Here is a 19,442-nt window from a genome sequence, read left to right as displayed (position 1 = left end):
TAAAATGGATAGTTCTGTATTAATAGAGTCGTTTTCGGATTTTGCAAAAAGCAAAAATGTAGACCGTCCTACCATGATTAGAATACTCGAGGATGTATTCAAAACCATGATCCGGAAAAAGTTTGAGTATGATGACAACTTTGACATCATTATCAATGCTGACAAAGGTGACCTTGAAATCTGGAGATTTAGAGAAATTGTTGATGACAATTCTGAAGACATCTGGGATCACGACAAAATCAGCTTGACAGATGCTAGAAAGATAGAGCCTGATTTCGAAATCGGTGAAGAAGTTGCTGAAGAAGTAAAACTCATTGATTTCGGTAGAAGAATGGTCATGACAGCACGTCAGACCCTAATTCAGAAAATCAAGGACTTAGAAAAAGATATTCTCTTCCAGAAGTATAAAGACCTAGTGGGTGAAATCATCAACGGCGAGGTGTACCAGACTTTGAGTAGAGAAGTATTGTTGATCGATGGAGAAGGTAACGAATTAACGATTCCTAAATCAGAACAAATCAGTAAAGACAGATATAGAAAAGGCGATTCAGTAAGAGCCATCGTAGATCGTGTGGAGATCGTGAACGGCAACCCAAGAATTATCTTGTCTCGAATCTCTCCTACTTTCCTTGAGAGACTTTTCGAAAGCGAAGTGCCAGAGGTATACGACGGTTTAATTACCATCAAAAAGGTAGTTCGTGAACCAGGGGAAAGAGCAAAAGTAGCCGTAGAATCTTACGACGACAGAATTGATCCTGTAGGCGCCTGTGTGGGTATGAAAGGCTCTAGAATTCACAGTATTGTACGTGAATTGCAAAATGAAAACATCGATGTGATTAACTTCACTGACAATATGGACTTGTATATTACCAGAGCATTGAGCCCTGCGAAAATTACAAGTATCAAAATAGAAGAAGAAAACAAAAGAGTTTCTGTTTACTTGAAACCAGACCAAGTTTCCTTGGCAATTGGTAAAGGGGGACAAAACATCAAATTGGCGAGCAGGCTGGTAGATATGGAGATTGATGTCTTCAGAGAGCTAGACGGACTAGAGGAGGAAGATGTAGCATTGGCAGAATTTACCGACGAAATCGAAGATTGGGTAATCGACGAATTGAGAAAAATCGGTTTGGATACTGCAAAGAGTGTCTTGTCACTATCTACTGAAGAGTTGCTCAGAAGAACTGATTTGGAAGAAGAGACCATCAACAATGTGTTGGGTGTCTTAAAACAAGAATTTGAACAATAAGCTGATTATTTTAATCAGAAAGTATACTTTTTAATTGACTATGGCTGAAGGTAAAATGATAAGACTCAATCAGGCAGCAAGAAAGCTCAACGTCGGGATAGACACCGTCGTAGAATTCTTGTCTGAAAAGGGGCATGAAATAGAGCGAAGCCCCAACACCAAGCTTACCCCGGATCAGTATGCAATTCTTGCAAAAGAATATGCCGATTCTGCACATGAAAAAGAAGAGGCAAGTAGCCTTTCTATAGGCTCCAAGTCTGGGGACAATGTAGTAATCAAAGCGGAAACTACCCCCGCACCGGAAGAGCCAGTTAAAGAAGAAGAAATTCTCATTACCGACAACACTGCCGCAGACGCTCCTGCAGCAGTAGAAAAGACTGAAGAGACTGAAAAAGCAGACGAGTCATCTGTAGACAGTCCTAAATTACAAGGCATCAAGGTAGTAGGCAAAATTGATCTTGGAGACAAGAAGAAAAAAGAAGAAGAGCCTAAAAAGGAAGAAGCCAAAAAAGAAGAAACTCCTAAAGTAGAAGAAAAGGCTCCAGAGCCTGAGTCGAAAAAAGAGGAGCCTAAGAAGGAAGAAACTCCAAAAGAAGAGCCTAAAAAAGCAGAACCAAAGGCGAAGGAAGTCAAAAAAGAAGAAGCTCCGAAAGAAGAAGCTCCAAAAGCGGAAGAGAAAACTCCAGAACCTGAAACTCCAAAAACTGAAGAGAAAGCTCCAGAATCTGGAGTAGATAGTAAAACCATTGAAGCCAAAGCTGATTCACTGAGAGGACTTAAAGTTTTGGGTAAAATTGAACTCCCAAAAACACCTTCAAAAGGTGACAAAGGCAAACCAGTAGCTTCATCCGATACTTCAGGAGACAAAAAACGCCCTAGAAAACGTATCAGCACATCCAAGAAAGATGCTGGCGGCGGCGGCCAAAGAGGAGACAGACGTGGAGGCGGACGTTTCGAAAAAGGCAAAAAGAAAGTTGTTAAAGAAGAATTGACTGACAAGGAAATTCAAGATAAGATCAAAGCAACACTTGCTAAATTGAGTGGAGGAAAAACCAGCTCAAACGTAAGTAGATCAAAATACAGAAAAGAGAAACGATCAGCTGTAGCGGATGCCGAAGAAGAAAGGCTAATGCAGGAGCAGGAAGAATCTAAGACACTAAAAGTGACTGAATTCGTTTCTGCAAATGACCTGGCTAGTTTGATGGATGTGTCTGTAAATGACATTATCTCTACATGTATGTCATTAGGCATGTTTGTTTCGATCAACCAACGATTAGATGCTGAATCAATTACTATCATCGCCGATGAATTCGGTTATAGCGTAGACTTTACCACTCAAGATGATGAAGTAGATGTAGTTGAAGAGACAGATGCTGAAGAAACGCTCGAAGACCGCGCACCAATCGTAACGATTATGGGTCACGTCGATCACGGTAAAACTTCCTTACTTGATTATATAAGGGATTCTAAAGTTACCGCGGGTGAAGCTGGTGGAATTACCCAGCACATTGGTGCATACGATGTGATGACCGAATCAGGAAAGAAAATCGCTTTCCTTGATACACCGGGTCACGAAGCCTTTACTGCAATGAGAGCAAGAGGTGCGAAAATCACTGATATTGTAATTATAGTTGTAGCTGCTGATGATGATGTGATGCCACAAACCAAAGAGGCAATCAATCACGCACAAGTAGCAGGAGTACCTATTATTATTGCGATAAACAAAGTTGATAAACCAAATGCCAATCCTGACAAAATCAAAGAGGCATTATCATCTAACAACATATTAGTTGAAGACTGGGGTGGTAAATACCAGTGTCAGGAAATATCAGCCAAGACTGGACAAGGTGTAGAAGACTTATTAGAAAAAATATTGCTTGAAGCAGAGGTACTTGAGCTAAAAGCTAATCCTAACAAAAAGGCTGTAGGTTCTATTATAGAAGCTACCTTAGATAAAGGACGAGGTTACGTGACTACCATGATGGTACAATCAGGAACACTCGCCATAGGAGATGTTGTATTGGCCGGCTCTTATTTCGGTAAGGTAAAAGCCATGTTCGACCACACTGGTAAGAAACTAAAGAAAGTTGGCCCATCTACTCCTCTACAAATGCTAGGACTCGATGGTGCAGCCCAAGCTGGAGATAAGTTCAACGTCATGGAGTCTGACCGAGAGGCCAGAGAAATTGCTACCAAACGTGAGCAGATCCAACGTGAGCAAAGCATTAGAACTAAGAAACACATTACTTTGGATGAAATCGGTCGTCGTTTGGCCATTGGTTCATTTAAAGAATTGAATGTAATTGTGAAAGGTGATGTGGATGGTTCTGTAGAGGCATTGTCTGATTCATTATTGAAACTTTCTACCAAGGAGGTTCAAGTGAATATCATTCACAAAGGTGTAGGGCAAATATCTGAATCAGATGTACTCCTAGCTTCTGCTTCGGATGCGATCATTATCGGTTTCCAAGTACGTCCGTCCGGAGGTGCTAAGAAAATTGCTGAAACTGAAGAAGTAGAAATCAGACTATACTCTATCATCTACGATGCGATCAACGAAGTGAAAGATGCCATGGAAGGGCTATTGGCTCCGACCGTTGAAGAAGTGATCACTGGAAACATCGAAGTGAGAGAAGTATTCAAAATCTCGAAAGTGGGTACCGTTGCGGGTTGCTATGTCACTGATGGTTATGTGAAGCGTGCCAACAGCATCCGATTGATTAGAGACGGTATTGTGACTTACGAAGGTGAGATCGGACAATTGAAGCGATTCAAGGACGACGTGACTGAAGTGAAACACAGCTACGAATGTGGTATCTCAATCAAAGGCTTCAACGACATCAAAGTAGGTGACGTGATTGAAGGTTTCGAACAAAGAGAGATCAAACGCTCACTATAAGTCAGCCCTGTGGAAGCGATTCAATACGTCACTTCCTTTTTGTGCTACAGTTCATTGACACTCCTCCTTATAGGATTGTTTTACAAACCCTGGGTAGTCCTCTGGTGGCATGATGTACAAAATCGGTGGTTGGTGATCAAGTATTATGGGACGGCAACGGCAGTCTTTTTTTTAATGAAAATACTTTTAAATGGTTGAGACAAACTCATAGACTCAACTATATTTGCAAAAATATTTGGCCTTGTAGCTCAACTGAATAGAGCACCTGATTACGGCTCAGGAGGTTTCAGGTTTGAATCCTGACAAGGTCACGAGGAGAGACAAACCCCGGCAATTGCTGGGGTTTTGTTGTATTAGTGGCAAGCGAAACTTGTTTCAGCGAAGACATTGAAGTAACAAAACCAGGCTCTTAAAAAGAGCCCTCGTTTGTCTTTCGGAATTCGGAACGACTAAGGATCAGCGCATCGAGCCTTAGACTCAGGAGGTTTCAGGACTGGCCGTCTGGCGTTGAATCCTGACAAGGTCACGAGGAGATCAAGTCACAGACTATCGTCTGGGACTTTTTTCATTTCTGATGAATTCTCACTTTTTTATTTCTAGCTTTGAGCTCGTAAATAAAGAAATATGCCAATCAGCACTCTTCACAAAAAATACTTTTATTGGTTTGCCTCATTTGTGGCATTATTCATCATTCTATTAACGTTTTATTTTAACCTTGGAGGATTTGAAGAGATTCAAACTGCTGTTTCCAAAAACAACAAATATAGTCTTGCAGGCAAGGAAGTTCAGGGCAAACTCACCTCAAAAGAAGAACATTTTCTATTTGAAGAAATGAAAGGATATATAGCAGATGGAACATTATCAGGGACATTATCCATAATCAATTACAAAGACGACACACTTGGTGACTATGAAAGCCGAAGATTCGTGGGCATCTTACTGGAAAATGATGTTTCGATGATACCTACAGGATTGCAAGTGCTTGAAATAGAAGGAGAAACCACATTTCAAGCAGCACTCACCATGCACCCTTTAGTTATGCCTAATACAGAAAAAGTAGAAGGCAGATTGAAATTGTTGGCCGATGAAAGAGGTTTAACACTACGCAATTATACTTTAGAAAAGCTCTATGACGACAACTCTGTCATTGTAGAAATGTTCTCAGAAAATTAATTAACTGACTTATAAACCACTCCTCCTTTCATTACAAAAGGAATTTGTTGTAACAATTTGACGTTCTTGATTGGGTCGCCTTCTACCGCTACAATATCAGCATAAACACCTTTCTTAATGCTCCCAATATTACCTTCCTCTTTGAGAATAGTGGCATTTACAGTAGTTGCGCATTGAATAGCTTGCATTGGAGACATTCCCCCTGCAACCATCAATTCAAATTCCTTTCCATTTTCCCCATGTAGAAATACTCCTGCATCTGTACCGAATCCGATCGGCACGTCAAACTTCACTGCCTTTTTATAGGTATCAAAAATTTGCGGACCGACCGCAGCAGCTTTCGGCACGATGATCTCTGGATAATAGCCCTCTTCGGCAGCTTTTTCTGCTACAAAGTCCCCAGCCAAAAGTGTCGGGATAAAATACGTATTTCGCTCTTTCATCATTTGCATGGTTTCTTCACTCATGTAAGTACCATGTTCGATGGTAGTAACCCCTGCTCTAACAGCTCTTTGCATACCTTCGTCTCCATGCGCATGAGCAGCCACATGAAAACCATAATCTTTTGCTGTCTTCACAACAGCCGCTATTTCATCCTCTTGAAAATGAGGGCCGGTTCCATTCTTTGCCAGGCTCAAAACCCCTCCAGTAGCTGTTATCTTGATCAAGTCTGCTCCGTTTTTATATCGCTGGCGTACAGCTTGTCTGGCATCCTCCACACTATTCACCACTCCCTCCTTCGGGCCTGGATTACCCATGAGTTCTTGGCTGTAGCCATTCGTAGGATCCGCATGCCCACCAGTAACCCCTAATGCTTTTCCAGCGGTAAATATTCTCGGCCCATCTATCAGGCCCTTGTTTATAGCATTTCGCAAAGAAATATTTACTCCTGACCCACCTAAATCTCTTACCGTAGTAAAACCGGCCAATAGCGTTCTTTCAGCATACACAACAGATTCAAAAGCTTTGTCCGCTGGATTTTGAGTGAATTTATTCATGTACTTGTTCTTCCCCGTCTCATGCTCCAAATGCACATGCATATCTATAAACCCTGGTAACACTGTATAGGCTGTTAAATCGATCACCGAATCTCCATCCCCTGGACTAGCATACCCCTTTTTTACCTCCAGCACTCTTTCATCTTCAATGACAATGGTTCGTTCATTCATGGGTTTGTCCGAATAGCCATCAATTAAAGTACCACAGTGCACATATGTTTTTTGCGCTTGCAAGTGATAAGATGACAATACAGCAAGTATCAATAGCCACTTTTTCATTTCTTTTCTTTTAGATGAACGGTAAGAATAAGTCATTGAATCCAAAATGAAAAACCGATTGCCTCTTAGTATGAATTAAAAAAGGTCTTCAAAGGGAAACTTAACTTTTCTGACACAAGGGTTTAATATTCTGACGATGTGCCATTTCGTGAGGTATACAACGGGTGAACAAAGCCCTATTGATCCCATAAAGGGTAATCCAGAGCTTATGCGCTCCGTACATTAGCCGAAACAAAACAATAGGACTCACGGCATGATAATGAAAAAATCATGACACAAGTGAAGCAAAACCAAATACTAAGAAGATGAAAACTGACAACACATCTAAACTTTTAGTCATCGTTACAGCGATATTTCTTTTATCATTAATGATGGCATGTATTGAGGAGCCTCTTACAGAGGATCCTCTAATTGAAGACGCGATAATGGATAGCATTATCGAAACAGAAACCATCGTAGGTCAAGACAATTGCCCAAATGGAGGTTTTTTACTGAAAGCAGGCAATGATAATAATGAGAATGGAATTCTGGATGAACATGAGGTTTCCACTATCAATTTCTTATGTCATGGTAAGAATGGTGAAGTCGCTGCAGAGATTCTTTCTAAGACAGAGATTGAACCTCAAGGTGAAAATTGCTCTACAGGAGGCGTAATCATTTACATAGGATTAGATCTGAATTCAGATGCAGAATTATCTGAAGAAGAAATACAAACTTCATTTATCCTGTGCCATGGAAACAACGGAGACTCGGGAGCTCAAGGAGCAACTAACCTTTCACTTATAACAGCTGAAGATGCTGGAATTATTTGCGAAAATGGTGGTTTAAAAATCGAAACTGGACTAGACGAAGATGCCGATAACGTTTTAGACCTTGATGAAATCGAATCTACTAACTATGTATGCCATGGTATGGATGGTCTGAATGGCTATTCAGCATTGACAATGTCGAAAACTGAAAACCCAGGCGCCAATTGCCCAAATGGTGGAATTCAAATTCTATCGGGTCAAGACATCAACAATAATGGCGTGTTGGATGATGATGAAGTCGTGTCTACGGCTTACATATGTAATGAGGCACCAGTCGAATCGGCTTACGCTGAGTATTATTTTTCAAATGGAATAGAAAATTATACAGGCACTTCAGATGTTTCCATTGCCAAATTAGACAATGAAGGCTATAATGAAGAGGAGTTAATAGTCGGCAGCGAAATCAATCCTGCCAATGGATTCATGTATCCAACTAATTCCCTCATTCACTTTGAAGGAGTAGAATCTGTTTTGGATGATTTAGACGAACATGATTTTGAAGTGGTTGAAGCTGTCTTGTATATCCGAGTAGAAACTCCCATCATCGACGGTGGAGAAATCAATGCTTTGGGTATTCAAACAATAGTTCCGAATGCTCCTCTATTTCTTGAAAATGAAGCGACTTGGAATGGGCCTTATAGTGATAATGAATGGTTTGACCCAGGGACAGCCGCAGTAGCGTCTAGTGCCTATGACTATACTGACATGCTCATGCTACCTGACCCTACACAGATGAAGTACAAAGGCATCGTCCCCATGCTTCTTGACCGATCACAAATCAAAGCTTGGGTAGAAAGCAAGGACAATAATAAAGGTTTAGTACTTACGCTCATTGATCAATCCAAAGAGTATAATTTATCGATTGCTAGTTCAGAACATGATGAAGTTTCATATCGTCCTATGCTTTATATAAAAGTAAAGAAGCTAGCCAATAGTGAAAGGCAAATTAATCTTTCAAAAAATGAATACAAGCAAAATTGGTTGATGAAATCAACAGCAGAAAAAATGAAAGCATACCACAATATCTTTTAATCCGCTATAATACACGAGGTGAGGATTGGCTATTCACAGCCAATTCTTCACCTTGTATTTGTTTTTGATAAAGTGAATGATAAGTACCTTCCTTTGCAATCAAATCCTCATGAGAACCTTGTTCCACGATTTTCCCGTCATCCAAAACGATAATTTTATCAGCTAATTGAGCAGAAGACACACGGTGAGAGATAATAACTGTGGTCCGGTCGACCATAATTTTTTTCATGCTATTGAGAATACTGTTCTCCGTCTTGGTATCTACGGCAGACAGACAATCATCCATGATTAAAATTTTAGGCTCACGTGCTATGGCTCGAGCAATTGACACGCGTTGTTTCTGGCCACCAGAAAGTGTGATTCCCCGCTCCCCGAGCATCGTCTGAAAACCTTTTGGGAAACGGTCAATATTTTCAGTAAGATCCGCATGATCAGCGGCCTGTCGAATTTGAGCTTCACTTAGTTTCTGATTGCCAAAAGAAATATTGTCAGCAATCGATTCAGAAAACAAAAAAACATCCTGCGGCACATAACCAATATTCCCTCGAATGGTAGACAATGAATAGTCCTTTATCGACAAGCCATCCACTTTCACTGATCCGGCAGTAGTATCATACATTCTACATAGCAAATTGGCGATTGTGCTTTTACCTGAGCCAGTCGTGCCAATAATGGCAATAGATTCTCCAGCTTGCACATCAAAGGAAACACCTTTCAATGCCTCAATTCCAGAATCTGGATAGGTAAAGTTTACATCTTCAAAAGTCAAGTCACCGAATATATCCTTTTCAATATTCTTCTCTGATACAATATCATTTTTGGTATGGAGAAATTCATTCACTCTTTTTTGAGAAGCAGCCGCTCTCTGAATGATACTAGTAATCCATCCCAATGCCGTCACTGGCCAAGTCAGCATATTCACATAGATGATAAATTCAGCAATATTTCCGGTGCTCAATTCACCTTGTAAAATCCCAATAGAACCGACATACACTGTCAAGATTACACTCAACCCTATCAAGCTCATGATCAACGGGAAAAAGAGTGCTTGAACAAACGCCAATCGAAGAGACTTCTTCTTATAGTCATTACTAGCGACTGAGAATTTATCATTATAATCCTGCTCACGAACAAACGCCTTGATTACTCTAATCCCTGAAAATGCTTCTTGAACAAAAGTAGAAAGCCCAGAAAGACTCTCCTGTATTTCCTCCGAACGCTTGTTAATGATATTATTTACATAATAAATACTAAAAGAAAGAAATGGCAACGGCAGTAAGGAGTATAAGGTCAACTCAACATTGATCGAAAGCATGAAAGGGATTACGATCAAAAACATAGTGAATAGGTTGATCCCATACATGATGGCCGGGCCAACATACATTCTTACTCGACTCACATCTTCAGAGATTCTATTCATCAAGTCACCTGTATTGTTTTTTCTATAAAAACTGAGCGAAAGGGTTTGATAGTGCTCGTAGATCTCATTCTTCAGGTCATATTCAATCAACCGAGACATCACTATGATGGTCTGACGCATAAAGAACATGAATATACCTTTGAGGATAGCTGACGCCAATATCACCATACCAAAGATTAAGATGCTCGAAGCAAACAAATCGTAGGTGTTCGATTGCAAATCAAATCCTTCAAAGCCTCTATACACTTGAAAACTTCCCTGGATAAGATCAAATGAATGTCGGACTACAACTGCAGGTATCACTCCAAAAAGATTTGAAATGATGATAAACACCGTACCGAGAATCAAATGGTACTTGTATTTAAAAAAATACTTATTCAGATGTGCGAGGTCTTTCATTCAGAATGGCCAAAAAATGCTTTTGAAAATGCAATAATACAAAGTTCAAACGGTATAGTTTTTTGAAAGTTGGTATTAAAAGATATTAAAATTGTCTCAGCCGTAAGATTAGAAAATCTCAATTAATCAATAACTAATTTTATTGATCTGACTAAAAATCAGCTAACTTTGCGCTTATTTTTAGTACCCAACAACGTTAACAATCATAAACCCAAAAATATGATAGAGGTGAACGAACCACTCAAAAAAGAAGAAGTGTCTTTATTCTCCGGAATAGAAGAAATGAATCATGAGCAGGTAGTTTTTTGTCACGACAAGGCTACCGGATTGAAAGCCATTATTGCCATTCATAATACGGTCTTAGGCCCTGCGATGGGAGGCACGAGAATGTGGCATTATGCTTCTGACCAGGAGGCACTTACTGACGTTTTGAGACTATCAAGAGGGATGACATTGAAAAATGCCATTGCTGGACTGAATATTGGAGGTGGAAAAGCCGTATTGATCGGAGATGCTCGAAAACTTAAAAACGAGGCATTGATGAGACGGTTTGGTAAGTTCGTCAACAGTCTGGGAGGAAAGTACTGGACGGCCGAAGATGTAAACATGAGTACTAAAGATATGGAGTACGTGAGAATGGAAACTCCTTATGTTACTGGTTTGCCTGACTTCATGGGAGGTTCTGGAGACCCTTCTCCGGTAACAGCCTACGGCGTTTACATGGGTATGAAAGCCTCTGCTAAAAAAGCTTATGGCTCAGAAAAATTAGAAGGAAAGAAAGTATTAGTTCAAGGTACTGGCAACGTAGGTACTTATTTGATTGAAAACCTGATCAAAGAAAATGCGAAGGTTTTAATTTCAGATATTTTTGAAGACAAAATCAAAAAGATTACTGATCGCTTCCCTGTGGAAGTAGTGGCTGCTGATCAGGTTTTTGATACTGATTTCGATATTTACGCACCATGCGCATTGGGTGGTACTTTGAATGATGAGAATATTGATAAGCTCAACTGTGACATTGTAGCAGGAGGAGCTAACAATCAATTGCTGGATGAAAAAATTCATGGCAAGGCATTAGTAAATAAAGGCATTTTATATGCGCCAGACTTCTTAATCAATGGAGGTGGAATTACCAATGTTTACTATGAATATGAAGGCAACTATAATAGAGACAGAGTGATGAACCAGACTGAGCGAATCTATGACACTACCCTTGAGGTATTTGATCTATGCGCAAAATCTGGAGCTACACCACAGGCAGCAGCTATCCAAATCGCTGAAAATAGAATCACAGCGATTGGGAACAACAAGTTGCCACTATAAATGACCAGAGTGATCTTCGGATGGCTCAAAACTTTGATTTAATGCTAAACAGACGTTCTTTACGTATCAAAGGTATGCAGGCGATATTCGCCTATCATACTGCCCGAGAGGCTGAATTCAACATCTGCAAAAAAGAAGCAGAAAACAACTTTTTGCCAGACCTCAATTCCATGGAGGTGCAGGACAAAGAAGAATTGGCCAAAGATCGCGAGCAAACAGGCAAAGCCTTTAGCGCTTTAATTCACAAAGGAGGCGATGCCATTCCTGAAGATTCCAAGCCTGAAATTGTAAAAGTGGTTAAAGAACAGCAGCAAGCTTACCTCAATAAGCTCACTGCCAACAAAGAGCATTTCAAAAAAAGGTTGCTATCTGGAATCACTTCCATCTACGATGATTACATCAAGTTTTTGTACATCATTGTGGAAATTCAGGAATTGATTGGGCTAGAAAAGCGAAAGAAAAACAACACCCATGATAATTTCGCAAAGAATATTGTCATCAATAATCTGAAAGGATTCGAAGCTTTAGAAGAAGAGCGCATTAGAAAAAATGTGGCGTGGGACACCGATTTGATCCGAGCTTGGTACAAAGAATACATCAAGCCGCAAGAGTTTTTCAAAGAGTATGATAATCTGGCAAAAGCAACACTTGAGGATGATCAGGAATTTGTACAGACTTTGTATAAATCAATCATATTCAAAAACGACAACATCAACGATTATTTCGAAGCGTTGGATCTAGGCTGGAGTGAAAACAAGCCTATCCTTAGAAGTATGGTATTGAAAACTTTAAAATCTGTTGAAACAGAAGAAAGCAAACCAATATTGATGGAACTTTCTAAGAACTGGGAAGAGGATTTGTTATTTTTGAAAGAGCTATACGACCTGGCTATTGACAAAGAAGAAGATTACGAATCTTTGATTGAAGAAAAGTCTAAGAATTGGGAAATAGATCGTGTAGCATTGACAGACAGGATCATTCTTGAAATGGCCATAGGAGAGATGATTCATTTCACATCGATCCCTGTTAAAGTAACCATTAATGAATATATTGAGTTATCGAAACTTTATAGTACGCCTAAGAGTAAACAATTTGTAAATGGCCTTTTGGATGTGCTTTCAGTAGAATTGCAGAAAGATGGCCAAATCAAGAAAAGTGGACGAGGACTGCTAGACAACAAATAATATGAGTAAAAATTCAAATTCCTTTTTTTCATTTTTAACTGGAGCAGCTGCAGGAGCTATCCTGGGTATTTTGTATGCGCCAGACAAAGGAGAAAACACAAGAGACAAACTTTCATACCAACTGGATAAGTATAGCAAAAAGCTAGACGAATTAGTGAAAGAATTTATTGAAGGCAAAGAACTCAGTGACAATGAAGCCAGAACTGAGGGAGACAAAATAGTAAGTGACGCGAAGGAAAAAGCAGAACGCTTATTGGATGACGTCAACGGCCTTATCACTAAAATCAAAGGGGAAGAAGGATAAAATACTATTTCAATTGTTAAATAGTTGTTAAGGGCACATGTGTTATCTCTCGATTGATGCGCCTTACCTAAATTTACTTCCATTTATTTCTAACAATAATTTCAATTAAACATACTAGTTATGAAAAATATAAAAATGATTCCTGCCTGTCTGGCTGTGTTAGTCATGATTTTCACAGGATGCTCCAACAGCAAAGTAGAAGACAGAATCGCACGATTAGAAGGCCGAGTAGCTGAATTGGAAGGTTCTGACAAAGCAGCTGCAAGATCTATAACTTCTGCAAAACCTGCAGCTAACAAACAGCCTGAAGTAAAACCTGAAGGACCACTTCCTGAGTTTGCATTCAACGAAGAGTCTCACGATTTCGGTACCATCAACGAGGGTGATGTAGTAGAGCATGTATTTGCTTTCACAAACACTGGAGATGCTCCTTTGATTATTTCCAGTGCTACTGGCTCATGTGGATGTACGGTTCCTCAGTGGCCAAAAGAACCAATCGGCGTTGGCGAAAAAGGTGAGATCAAAGTGAAATTCAACAGTAGAAAGAAGCCAGGTATTCAAAACAAAACGGTTACTATCACTTCAAATACTTACCCAAAGCAGAAGAGAATCAAAATCAAGGCGAACGTGACCCCAGCACCTAAGGATGCTGACACTCCGTCTTAAGTCAATCATTTATAACAATTAACGAAGCATGTTAAACTTCATATTATTACAAGCAGCGGCAGGTGGCGCAGGATATTCAAATCTGATCATGATCGGAGTCATGGTGGTCATCTTCTATTTCTTCTTTATCAGACCACAACAAAAAAAGCAAAAGGATCAAAAGACTTTTTCTGAAGGTGTGTCTAAAGGGGATCAGGTGGTTACCATTGGAGGAATCCACGGTAAAATTTTGTCAGTAGATGACTCTACCGTAACTTTAGAAATAGACAAAGGCGCTAAAATGAAGATTGAGAAGTCTTCCATTTCAATGGAAAACTCCAAAAAACTAGCAAGCTAATTGTTTTGATGAACAAATAACTGAATGGGAATATTTAGGTTTTTATTACCTGGATTAAAAGATAACTGGAAGGTAGTTGTGCTCTCGATATTAGGGGCAACTACCTTTTGGTTTTTTAATGCCATGAACAAATCGTACGACACAAGGGTCGACTACCCTTTGTCCTACACCTTTGCCGAAGATAGTGTGGTGGTAATGGAACCTCTAGCCAAGCAAATTAAAATTGACGTGACCAGCGGAGGATGGAATCTCATCCGCAAAACACTTCGAATCAATGCGACTCCCATCAATATTCCGTTAGACAATCCAACCGAAATCAAATTTTTAACCAGATCAAGCCTCATTCCCATGATCTCAGATCAGTTGGACGGGCTGCGCTTGATTTATGTAGTTACTGATACGCTGTTTTTCAATATTGAAGACAAAGTAACCAGAAAACTACCTGTGCTTGTGGATAGCATTTCTATTCCTCTTTCCCAATCCTATCGTATGATAAGCCCAATCAGCTGCAACGTAGACAGCGCAGTTGTCTCCGGACCTAAATCTACCATGTTAGAAATGCCTAATTATGTCCAATTAGATTTTAGCAACATCAGCATAGACGGGAATTTCGAAGAAGAAATGAATTTTTTTGTTGGTGATCATGTCCATGTAGATCCACCTGATGCAACCGTACAATTTGAAGTTGCAAAATTTTTAGCTCGCGAAATAAACATTCCAATAGAGCAATTGGATTTCCCTGAAGACTCATCGGCCTTTCTTGCGGATAGTAGTGTTTTATTGTATTACACAATTAAGGAGGAGTTTGAGGATGATGTCAATGAATCGGATTTTAGTGTCACTGCGGACTATTCTATGAGAAACATGGATGATTCCACCGTAGCTCCTATATTGATGTATGCCCACGAAAAGGCACAGGATATTGTCCTCTCTTCTGATCGAATCAAACTCTTGTTCGCAGAAGAGCAATGAAAATTATTGGAATAACCGGAGGCATAGGGTCTGGGAAAACAACAGTTTGCCAGATTTTCGAAACATTAGGAATTCCTATCTATCAAGCCGATGAACGCGCCAAATACCTTATGCAAAATGATAAAGAGCTAATTAAAAAAATAATAGCTCTTTTTGGATCTGAAGCATACAACCAAGGTGTACTAAATCGTCCTTTCATAGCAAAGACCATTTTTAGTGACCCTAAGAAAACAGAACAAATCAATGCTCTGGTGCATCCTGCTGTTGGCAAAGACTTTAAGAAATGGCAAAGTAGCCAGGACGCCCCATACGTTATAAAGGAAGCTGCTCTCATCATAGAATCAAATTCTTACAAGCAACTGGACTTTTTAATCAATGTATTCGCCTCTATAGAAACCCGTATACAAAGAGTGCAAAAAAGAGATCCTCAACGTTCTCTAGAGGAAATAAATGGTATTATTGACAAGCAGGTCAGCGAAGAAAGTAGGAATGAACTCTCTGATGTTATAATCAACAACAATGGTGATCAATTACTTATCCCACAAGTATTAAGCATTCACAATCAGTTAATCAACTAATTTTCGGGCTTATTAAAAATACTATTAGGAGCACCTTGACCAAAAACTATATCATCGATAACAATTGAGGTCACTCTACGTTCAATTCTCTTCTCGAAACCAAAAGGTATAGAGACTCCGCCAAGATTCTTATAGTTCTTATAGATGATTTCGTAGGCCACAGCGTCAGGTTCCTCTTCTTTATACACTCTTGCCAAATGAATCTGTTCATTCTTTTTATCTACTAGATAATCAACATAAAACCCTGAAGGCATAGTTGAACGAATCACGTAATGGTTAGCATCATCAGCTCGCTCAGATCCAATCAGTTGTAGTGTATTGCCCAGTCCGTAATCATACAATGGAGACCCAACGCCAACGTCCATTACGAAAAGATCTCTCTCTCGATCTGTCATAAGTTGAGCCGTATGCACGCCTGTCCAAGGCGCTATAGTCCATGCCCTTACTCCATCAAAAGCCTTGACGTACATTTGCTCCTGCCATTTTCCTTCTACACGGATCTTGTTCGGGAACTTTTTCGTAATCGTGTATTTCTTCCCACTCGAAAACCCTTCCATTTCACGAGCCTCCATCACAATGGAGCGCATAGCAATCAGGTTTTCTTGGCCTATGGCTTCAAAATGCCTGTCTAATATGGACTCAAGGTCTTGACTCTGCGAAAATACTGGGTTCAGTATGAATAGCAGCAAAAAAGACTTACACCACATATTGATAATCTTCATATGATCCTTTCTATTTGAAGTAAGATAATTGGTAATCCGTATTTTTTCATAGAAATTACGTAGGCTAGATAAACAAAACAAAGGTTTATGAAAAGGGTGCTAACACTTTTAATCATTGCTGGTGCCTTTTGGCAGGTCAGTGCACAAACAACATCTATCGAAGAAGCTCACGGGCTTTTATCCGAAGGATATCTCGAAGAAGCGCTGGACATGTTTAATGAACTGCAAGCTAAAAACACAAACAACCCTGAATTCTATTTTCTAAGGGGTACATGCTTGTCAGAATTAGGAGAAAATGAAAAAGCGATTATAGATTTTAATGTCTCTATTTCTTTGGATAATCAAAATGCAGATGCTTTTTACCAAAGAGGATTTGCTTTATTCACGCTCGGAAATAGCCAAGAAGCATTAAAAAATTTCGATCAGGCGATTACACTGAGTCCTAAATACGGTGAAGCCTATTTAAATAGAGGTACTGTACAATATGACTTAGGCAACTCGCAAGCCGCTTGTCAAGACTGGCAACAAGCGCTTGACGTTGGCCTGACCTTAGCGCAAGCTCTCATCGATCAGCTTTGCAAGGATTAGTCCATCGCTTCATCCAATATTTCCGCAATATCCTTCACTTGCACTTCCTCTTCTTTCTCTTTGTTTTTCACTCCGTCAGACAGCATAGTCATACAAAAAGGACAACCTGAGGCTATCACCTCAGCACCAGTCTCTAGTGCTTCTTCGGTACGTTCTATATTGATCTCTTTATCACCGGCTTCCGCATCTTTAAACATCTGACCTCCACCAGCTCCGCAACACAGGCCTTTGGTCTTACAACGCTTCATTTCGACCAAATCAGCATCTAATGATTTCAATACGTTTCTAGGTGCTTCGTAAATATCATTAGCTCTACCCAAGTAACAAGAATCGTGGTAGGTGATTTTTTGTCCTTTGAACGATCCTCCACTCACTTTCAACTTTCCTTCGTCCAACAATCCTTGCAAAAAGGTAGTATGGTGAATTACCTCATAATTTCCACCAAGATCAGGATACTCATTTTTTAGGGTATTAAAACAGTGAGGGCAAGCCGTCACAATTTTTTTCACCTGATACATATCCAACAATTGGATATTCGCCATCGCCTGCATTTGAAACAAAAATTCATTGCCTGCCCGACGGGCAGGATCCCCAGTACAAGACTCTTCTGGTCCCAACACTGCAAAATTGACATTCAATTTGTTCAATATTTTTGTAAAGGCTACAGTCACTCTTTTGTATCTGTCGTCAAATGAGCCGGCACATCCCACCCAAAACAATATTTCTGGAGTTTCTCCTTTCGCTTGTAATTCTGCTACCGTTGGTGCTTTAATAGTATCGCTCATGTGCTTAGTTTTTGTCGTTTAAATCTTGTGCCCAATTGAATCTGTCTGTTGGAGAGAATTTCCATGGAGCAAAATTTGTTTCAATATTGGAGAACATGGAATTCCATGAAGCTGGCGAGCCAGACTCTTCCATAGCCACGTATCGTTTCATTTCTAAAATGATAGATAACGGATCAATGTTGATAGGGCAAGCTTCTGTACATGCATTACAGCTCGTGCAAGCATTAATTTCTTCTTTTGTAATAAAGTCACCTAACAAGGTCTTACCCTCTCCTTTACCAGCACCAATATCTTCTAATCGGTCTCTAGTATCCATCATCACTTTTCTTGGAGAAAGGGTCTTGCCAGTTTGGTTAGCTGGACATTCCGATGTACATCGTCCACACTCCGTACATGAATAGGCTTCCATCAAGCTCTTCCAGCTCAAATCTGTAGCATCCTTAGCACCAAATGTTCCTACTTCGGCAGGTGGTTCACCAGCTCCCTCTACAGGCATACCAAGCATGGACTTCACTTCGGTCGTCACCGCATCCATATTCTGTATTTTTCCTTTGGGTTCCAAGTTGGAGTAATACGTATTTGGGAATGCTAGGAAGATATGGAGATGCTTCGAATAAGTGACATACACAGCAAAAGCAAAAATGCCAATGATATGAAACCACCATGCGCCTCTTTCTATAACCACCAAAAAGCCATCCGAGTAATTCTGAAACAATGGAATGAACAGACTAGAAATCATCAAGCTTCCAGTATCCACATACCCCGCCACGCCTCTACTTTGCAAAACCTGATCGGCCGCATTCATTTTCAAAATGGCAAACATTAATACAATTTCAATGATCAAGATCAAGTTGCCATCCATTGCAGGCCAACCCTTCATTTCGGGCTTGGTGAACCTTGGTACTTTAATTACATTTCTTCTAATTAAAAACGCGACACATGAAATAAGTACACCTAATGCAAGAAATTCGAAGAAATTCATGGCCACATTATAAAATGAACCTAAATAAGGAGCAAATATTCTATGCGTGCCAAGCAAGCCATCAATCATAAACTCTAGCACTTCTAGGTTGATGACCAAAAATCCCACGTAGATCAAAAGGTGTAAAAATGCTGGAATGGGTTTTTTGAACATTTTCTTTTGACCAAACGCAATCAAAAACATGGCTTTCCATCTATCGCCAGGTTTATCGCTGCGATCCAAGTCTTTCCCTAGCAAAATATTGCTTCTGATCTGCTTAATTCTTCGTATCAAAAAGTAGATCGGAATGGCTACAACAACCACAAAAACTACTTGTAAAATCCATGTCATATTCTCCTTATTTTTTTATTTCAAATATCTACTAAAATGTTTGTAGCATTAACAATTATTTTTACTTTTGTGCCTCGTTAACGCGGTGATGTAGCTCAGTTGGTAGAGCATCGGACTGAAAATCCGTGAGTCGGTGGTTCGAGCCCACTCATCACCACAATATAACGAAAGGGTTTCTGATTCAGAGACCCTTTTTTTATGCCCAAAATTTACCTCGAATTCCACCTCATTCAGAGTCACTTGTAAAGTACGCTGAGCATTTCTTACAGAGACATCAGAGTTCTCTATCGAGTAACTCTGATGGAGTGAGGCTAGTTCAGTCACCCTTGAAAGGAAGCATTTTGGGTTAGTTTCCATTCCTCTAAAATACAGAAGAATTTTCAAATTTTAGTATGCATGCATAACATATTGGT

General features: G+C 39.8%; 17 protein-coding genes and 2 tRNA genes. 14 read left to right on the top strand and 5 right to left on the bottom strand.

The annotated features are described in order from the left end of the window. The first annotated feature begins 4 nt into the window (after positions 1-4). The 4 genes from nusA (at position 5) to ACOQO5_RS15690 (ending at position 5,321) form a co-directional block, all read left to right on the top strand. Positions 5-1,249, top strand: a complete 1,245-nt coding sequence (gene nusA / locus ACOQO5_RS15705; protein ID WP_318170206.1) for a transcription termination factor NusA — start codon at positions 5-7, stop codon at positions 1,247-1,249. A 40-nt stretch (positions 1,250-1,289) separates the two neighbouring features. Next, positions 1,290-4,148, top strand: a complete 2,859-nt coding sequence (gene infB / locus ACOQO5_RS15700) for a translation initiation factor IF-2 (protein WP_420582644.1) — start codon at positions 1,290-1,292, stop codon at positions 4,146-4,148. A 237-nt stretch (positions 4,149-4,385) separates the two neighbouring features. Next, positions 4,386-4,459 (top strand) — tRNA-Arg (locus ACOQO5_RS15695). A 313-nt stretch (positions 4,460-4,772) separates the two neighbouring features. Beyond that, positions 4,773-5,321 (top strand): hypothetical protein, encoded by a 549-nt coding sequence (locus tag ACOQO5_RS15690; RefSeq protein WP_420582643.1) that lies wholly within the window; start codon positions 4,773-4,775, stop codon positions 5,319-5,321. Here the strand turns inward: ACOQO5_RS15690 and ACOQO5_RS15685 are convergent. Beyond that, positions 5,318-6,598 (bottom strand): amidohydrolase family protein, encoded by a 1,281-nt coding sequence (locus ACOQO5_RS15685; protein ID WP_420582642.1) that lies wholly within the window; start codon positions 6,596-6,598, stop codon positions 5,318-5,320. The two genes, ACOQO5_RS15690 and ACOQO5_RS15685, sit on opposite strands and share 4 nt — an antisense overlap. A 305-nt stretch (positions 6,599-6,903) precedes the next feature. Between ACOQO5_RS15685 and ACOQO5_RS15680 the strand changes: the two genes are divergently transcribed. After that, positions 6,904-8,439, top strand: coding sequence for a DUF7151 family protein (locus tag ACOQO5_RS15680; protein WP_420582641.1), 1,536 nt, complete (start codon positions 6,904-6,906; stop codon positions 8,437-8,439). 4 nt (positions 8,440-8,443) lie between these two features. Here the strand turns inward: ACOQO5_RS15680 and ACOQO5_RS15675 are convergent, their stop codons facing one another. After that, positions 8,444-10,258, bottom strand: coding sequence for an ABC transporter ATP-binding protein (locus ACOQO5_RS15675; protein WP_420582640.1), 1,815 nt, complete (start codon positions 10,256-10,258; stop codon positions 8,444-8,446). A gap of 219 nt (positions 10,259-10,477) precedes the next feature. Here ACOQO5_RS15675 and ACOQO5_RS15670 point away from each other — a divergent pair, with 219 nt between their 5' ends. From ACOQO5_RS15670 to coaE, 7 genes are all read left to right on the top strand, one after another. Beyond that, the gene (locus tag ACOQO5_RS15670) at positions 10,478-11,581 is read left to right on the top strand and encodes a Glu/Leu/Phe/Val dehydrogenase dimerization domain-containing protein (RefSeq protein ID WP_420582639.1); all 1,104 of its coding nucleotides are present in this window, start codon (positions 10,478-10,480) and stop codon (positions 11,579-11,581) included. A gap of 41 nt (positions 11,582-11,622) precedes the next feature. Beyond that, positions 11,623-12,765 carry a transcription antitermination factor NusB gene (gene nusB, locus ACOQO5_RS15665; RefSeq protein WP_420582638.1) on the top strand — a complete coding sequence of 381 codons (1,143 nt, stop codon included), beginning with the start codon at positions 11,623-11,625 and terminating at the stop codon, positions 12,763-12,765. Position 12,766: 1 nt separating this feature from the next. Continuing rightward, positions 12,767-13,069 carry a YtxH domain-containing protein gene (locus ACOQO5_RS15660; RefSeq protein ID WP_420582637.1) on the top strand — a complete coding sequence of 101 codons (303 nt, stop codon included), beginning with the start codon at positions 12,767-12,769 and terminating at the stop codon, positions 13,067-13,069. Between the two features lie 120 nt (positions 13,070-13,189). Continuing rightward, positions 13,190-13,735 carry a DUF1573 domain-containing protein gene (locus ACOQO5_RS15655; RefSeq protein WP_420582636.1) on the top strand — a complete coding sequence of 182 codons (546 nt, stop codon included), beginning with the start codon at positions 13,190-13,192 and terminating at the stop codon, positions 13,733-13,735. 28 nt (positions 13,736-13,763) lie between these two features. Beyond that, positions 13,764-14,072, top strand: a complete 309-nt coding sequence (yajC, locus tag ACOQO5_RS15650; RefSeq protein WP_420582635.1) for a preprotein translocase subunit YajC — start codon at positions 13,764-13,766, stop codon at positions 14,070-14,072. A 24-nt stretch (positions 14,073-14,096) separates the two neighbouring features. Continuing rightward, positions 14,097-15,044: a hypothetical protein gene (locus ACOQO5_RS15645; RefSeq protein WP_420582634.1), complete on the top strand. Its 948-nt coding sequence runs from the start codon at positions 14,097-14,099 to the stop codon at positions 15,042-15,044. Next, complete coding sequence (coaE, locus tag ACOQO5_RS15640; RefSeq protein ID WP_420582633.1) at positions 15,041-15,622, top strand: dephospho-CoA kinase; 582 nt, start codon at positions 15,041-15,043, stop codon at positions 15,620-15,622. Before ACOQO5_RS15645 ends, coaE begins: the two co-directional genes overlap by 4 nt. Here coaE and ACOQO5_RS15635 read toward each other — a convergent pair. Next, positions 15,619-16,344, bottom strand: a complete 726-nt coding sequence (locus ACOQO5_RS15635; RefSeq protein WP_420582632.1) for a hypothetical protein — start codon at positions 16,342-16,344, stop codon at positions 15,619-15,621. The two genes, coaE and ACOQO5_RS15635, sit on opposite strands and share 4 nt — an antisense overlap. A gap of 87 nt (positions 16,345-16,431) precedes the next feature. Between ACOQO5_RS15635 and ACOQO5_RS15630 the strand changes: the two genes are divergently transcribed. Next, entirely contained in the window at positions 16,432-16,932 is a 501-nt protein-coding gene (locus ACOQO5_RS15630; protein ID WP_420582631.1) for a tetratricopeptide repeat protein, read from the top strand. On the opposite strand, the gene ACOQO5_RS15625 is transcribed toward ACOQO5_RS15630, so the two are convergent. Together ACOQO5_RS15625 and ACOQO5_RS15620 are read right to left on the bottom strand one after the other, a co-directional pair. Further along, on the bottom strand, positions 16,929-17,717 hold the full coding sequence (locus ACOQO5_RS15625; RefSeq protein WP_420582630.1) for a (Fe-S)-binding protein: 789 nt from the start codon (positions 17,715-17,717) through the stop codon (positions 16,929-16,931). The genes ACOQO5_RS15630 and ACOQO5_RS15625 overlap by 4 nt on opposite strands. 4 nt (positions 17,718-17,721) lie before the next feature. Beyond that, positions 17,722-19,029 (bottom strand): 4Fe-4S dicluster domain-containing protein, encoded by a 1,308-nt coding sequence (locus ACOQO5_RS15620; protein ID WP_420582629.1) that lies wholly within the window; start codon positions 19,027-19,029, stop codon positions 17,722-17,724. 84 nt (positions 19,030-19,113) lie between these two features. On the opposite strand from ACOQO5_RS15620, the gene ACOQO5_RS15615 reads away from it, so the two are divergent. Beyond that, positions 19,114-19,186, top strand: a tRNA-Phe gene (locus tag ACOQO5_RS15615). Positions 19,187-19,442 lie beyond the last annotated feature (256 nt).

Source organism: Reichenbachiella sp., assembly GCF_965223055.1.
Classification (GTDB): domain Bacteria; phylum Bacteroidota; class Bacteroidia; order Cytophagales; family Cyclobacteriaceae; genus Reichenbachiella.
The sequence above is the reverse complement of the archived record's forward strand: the minus strand, read 5'-3'. Positions and strand labels throughout refer to the sequence as shown.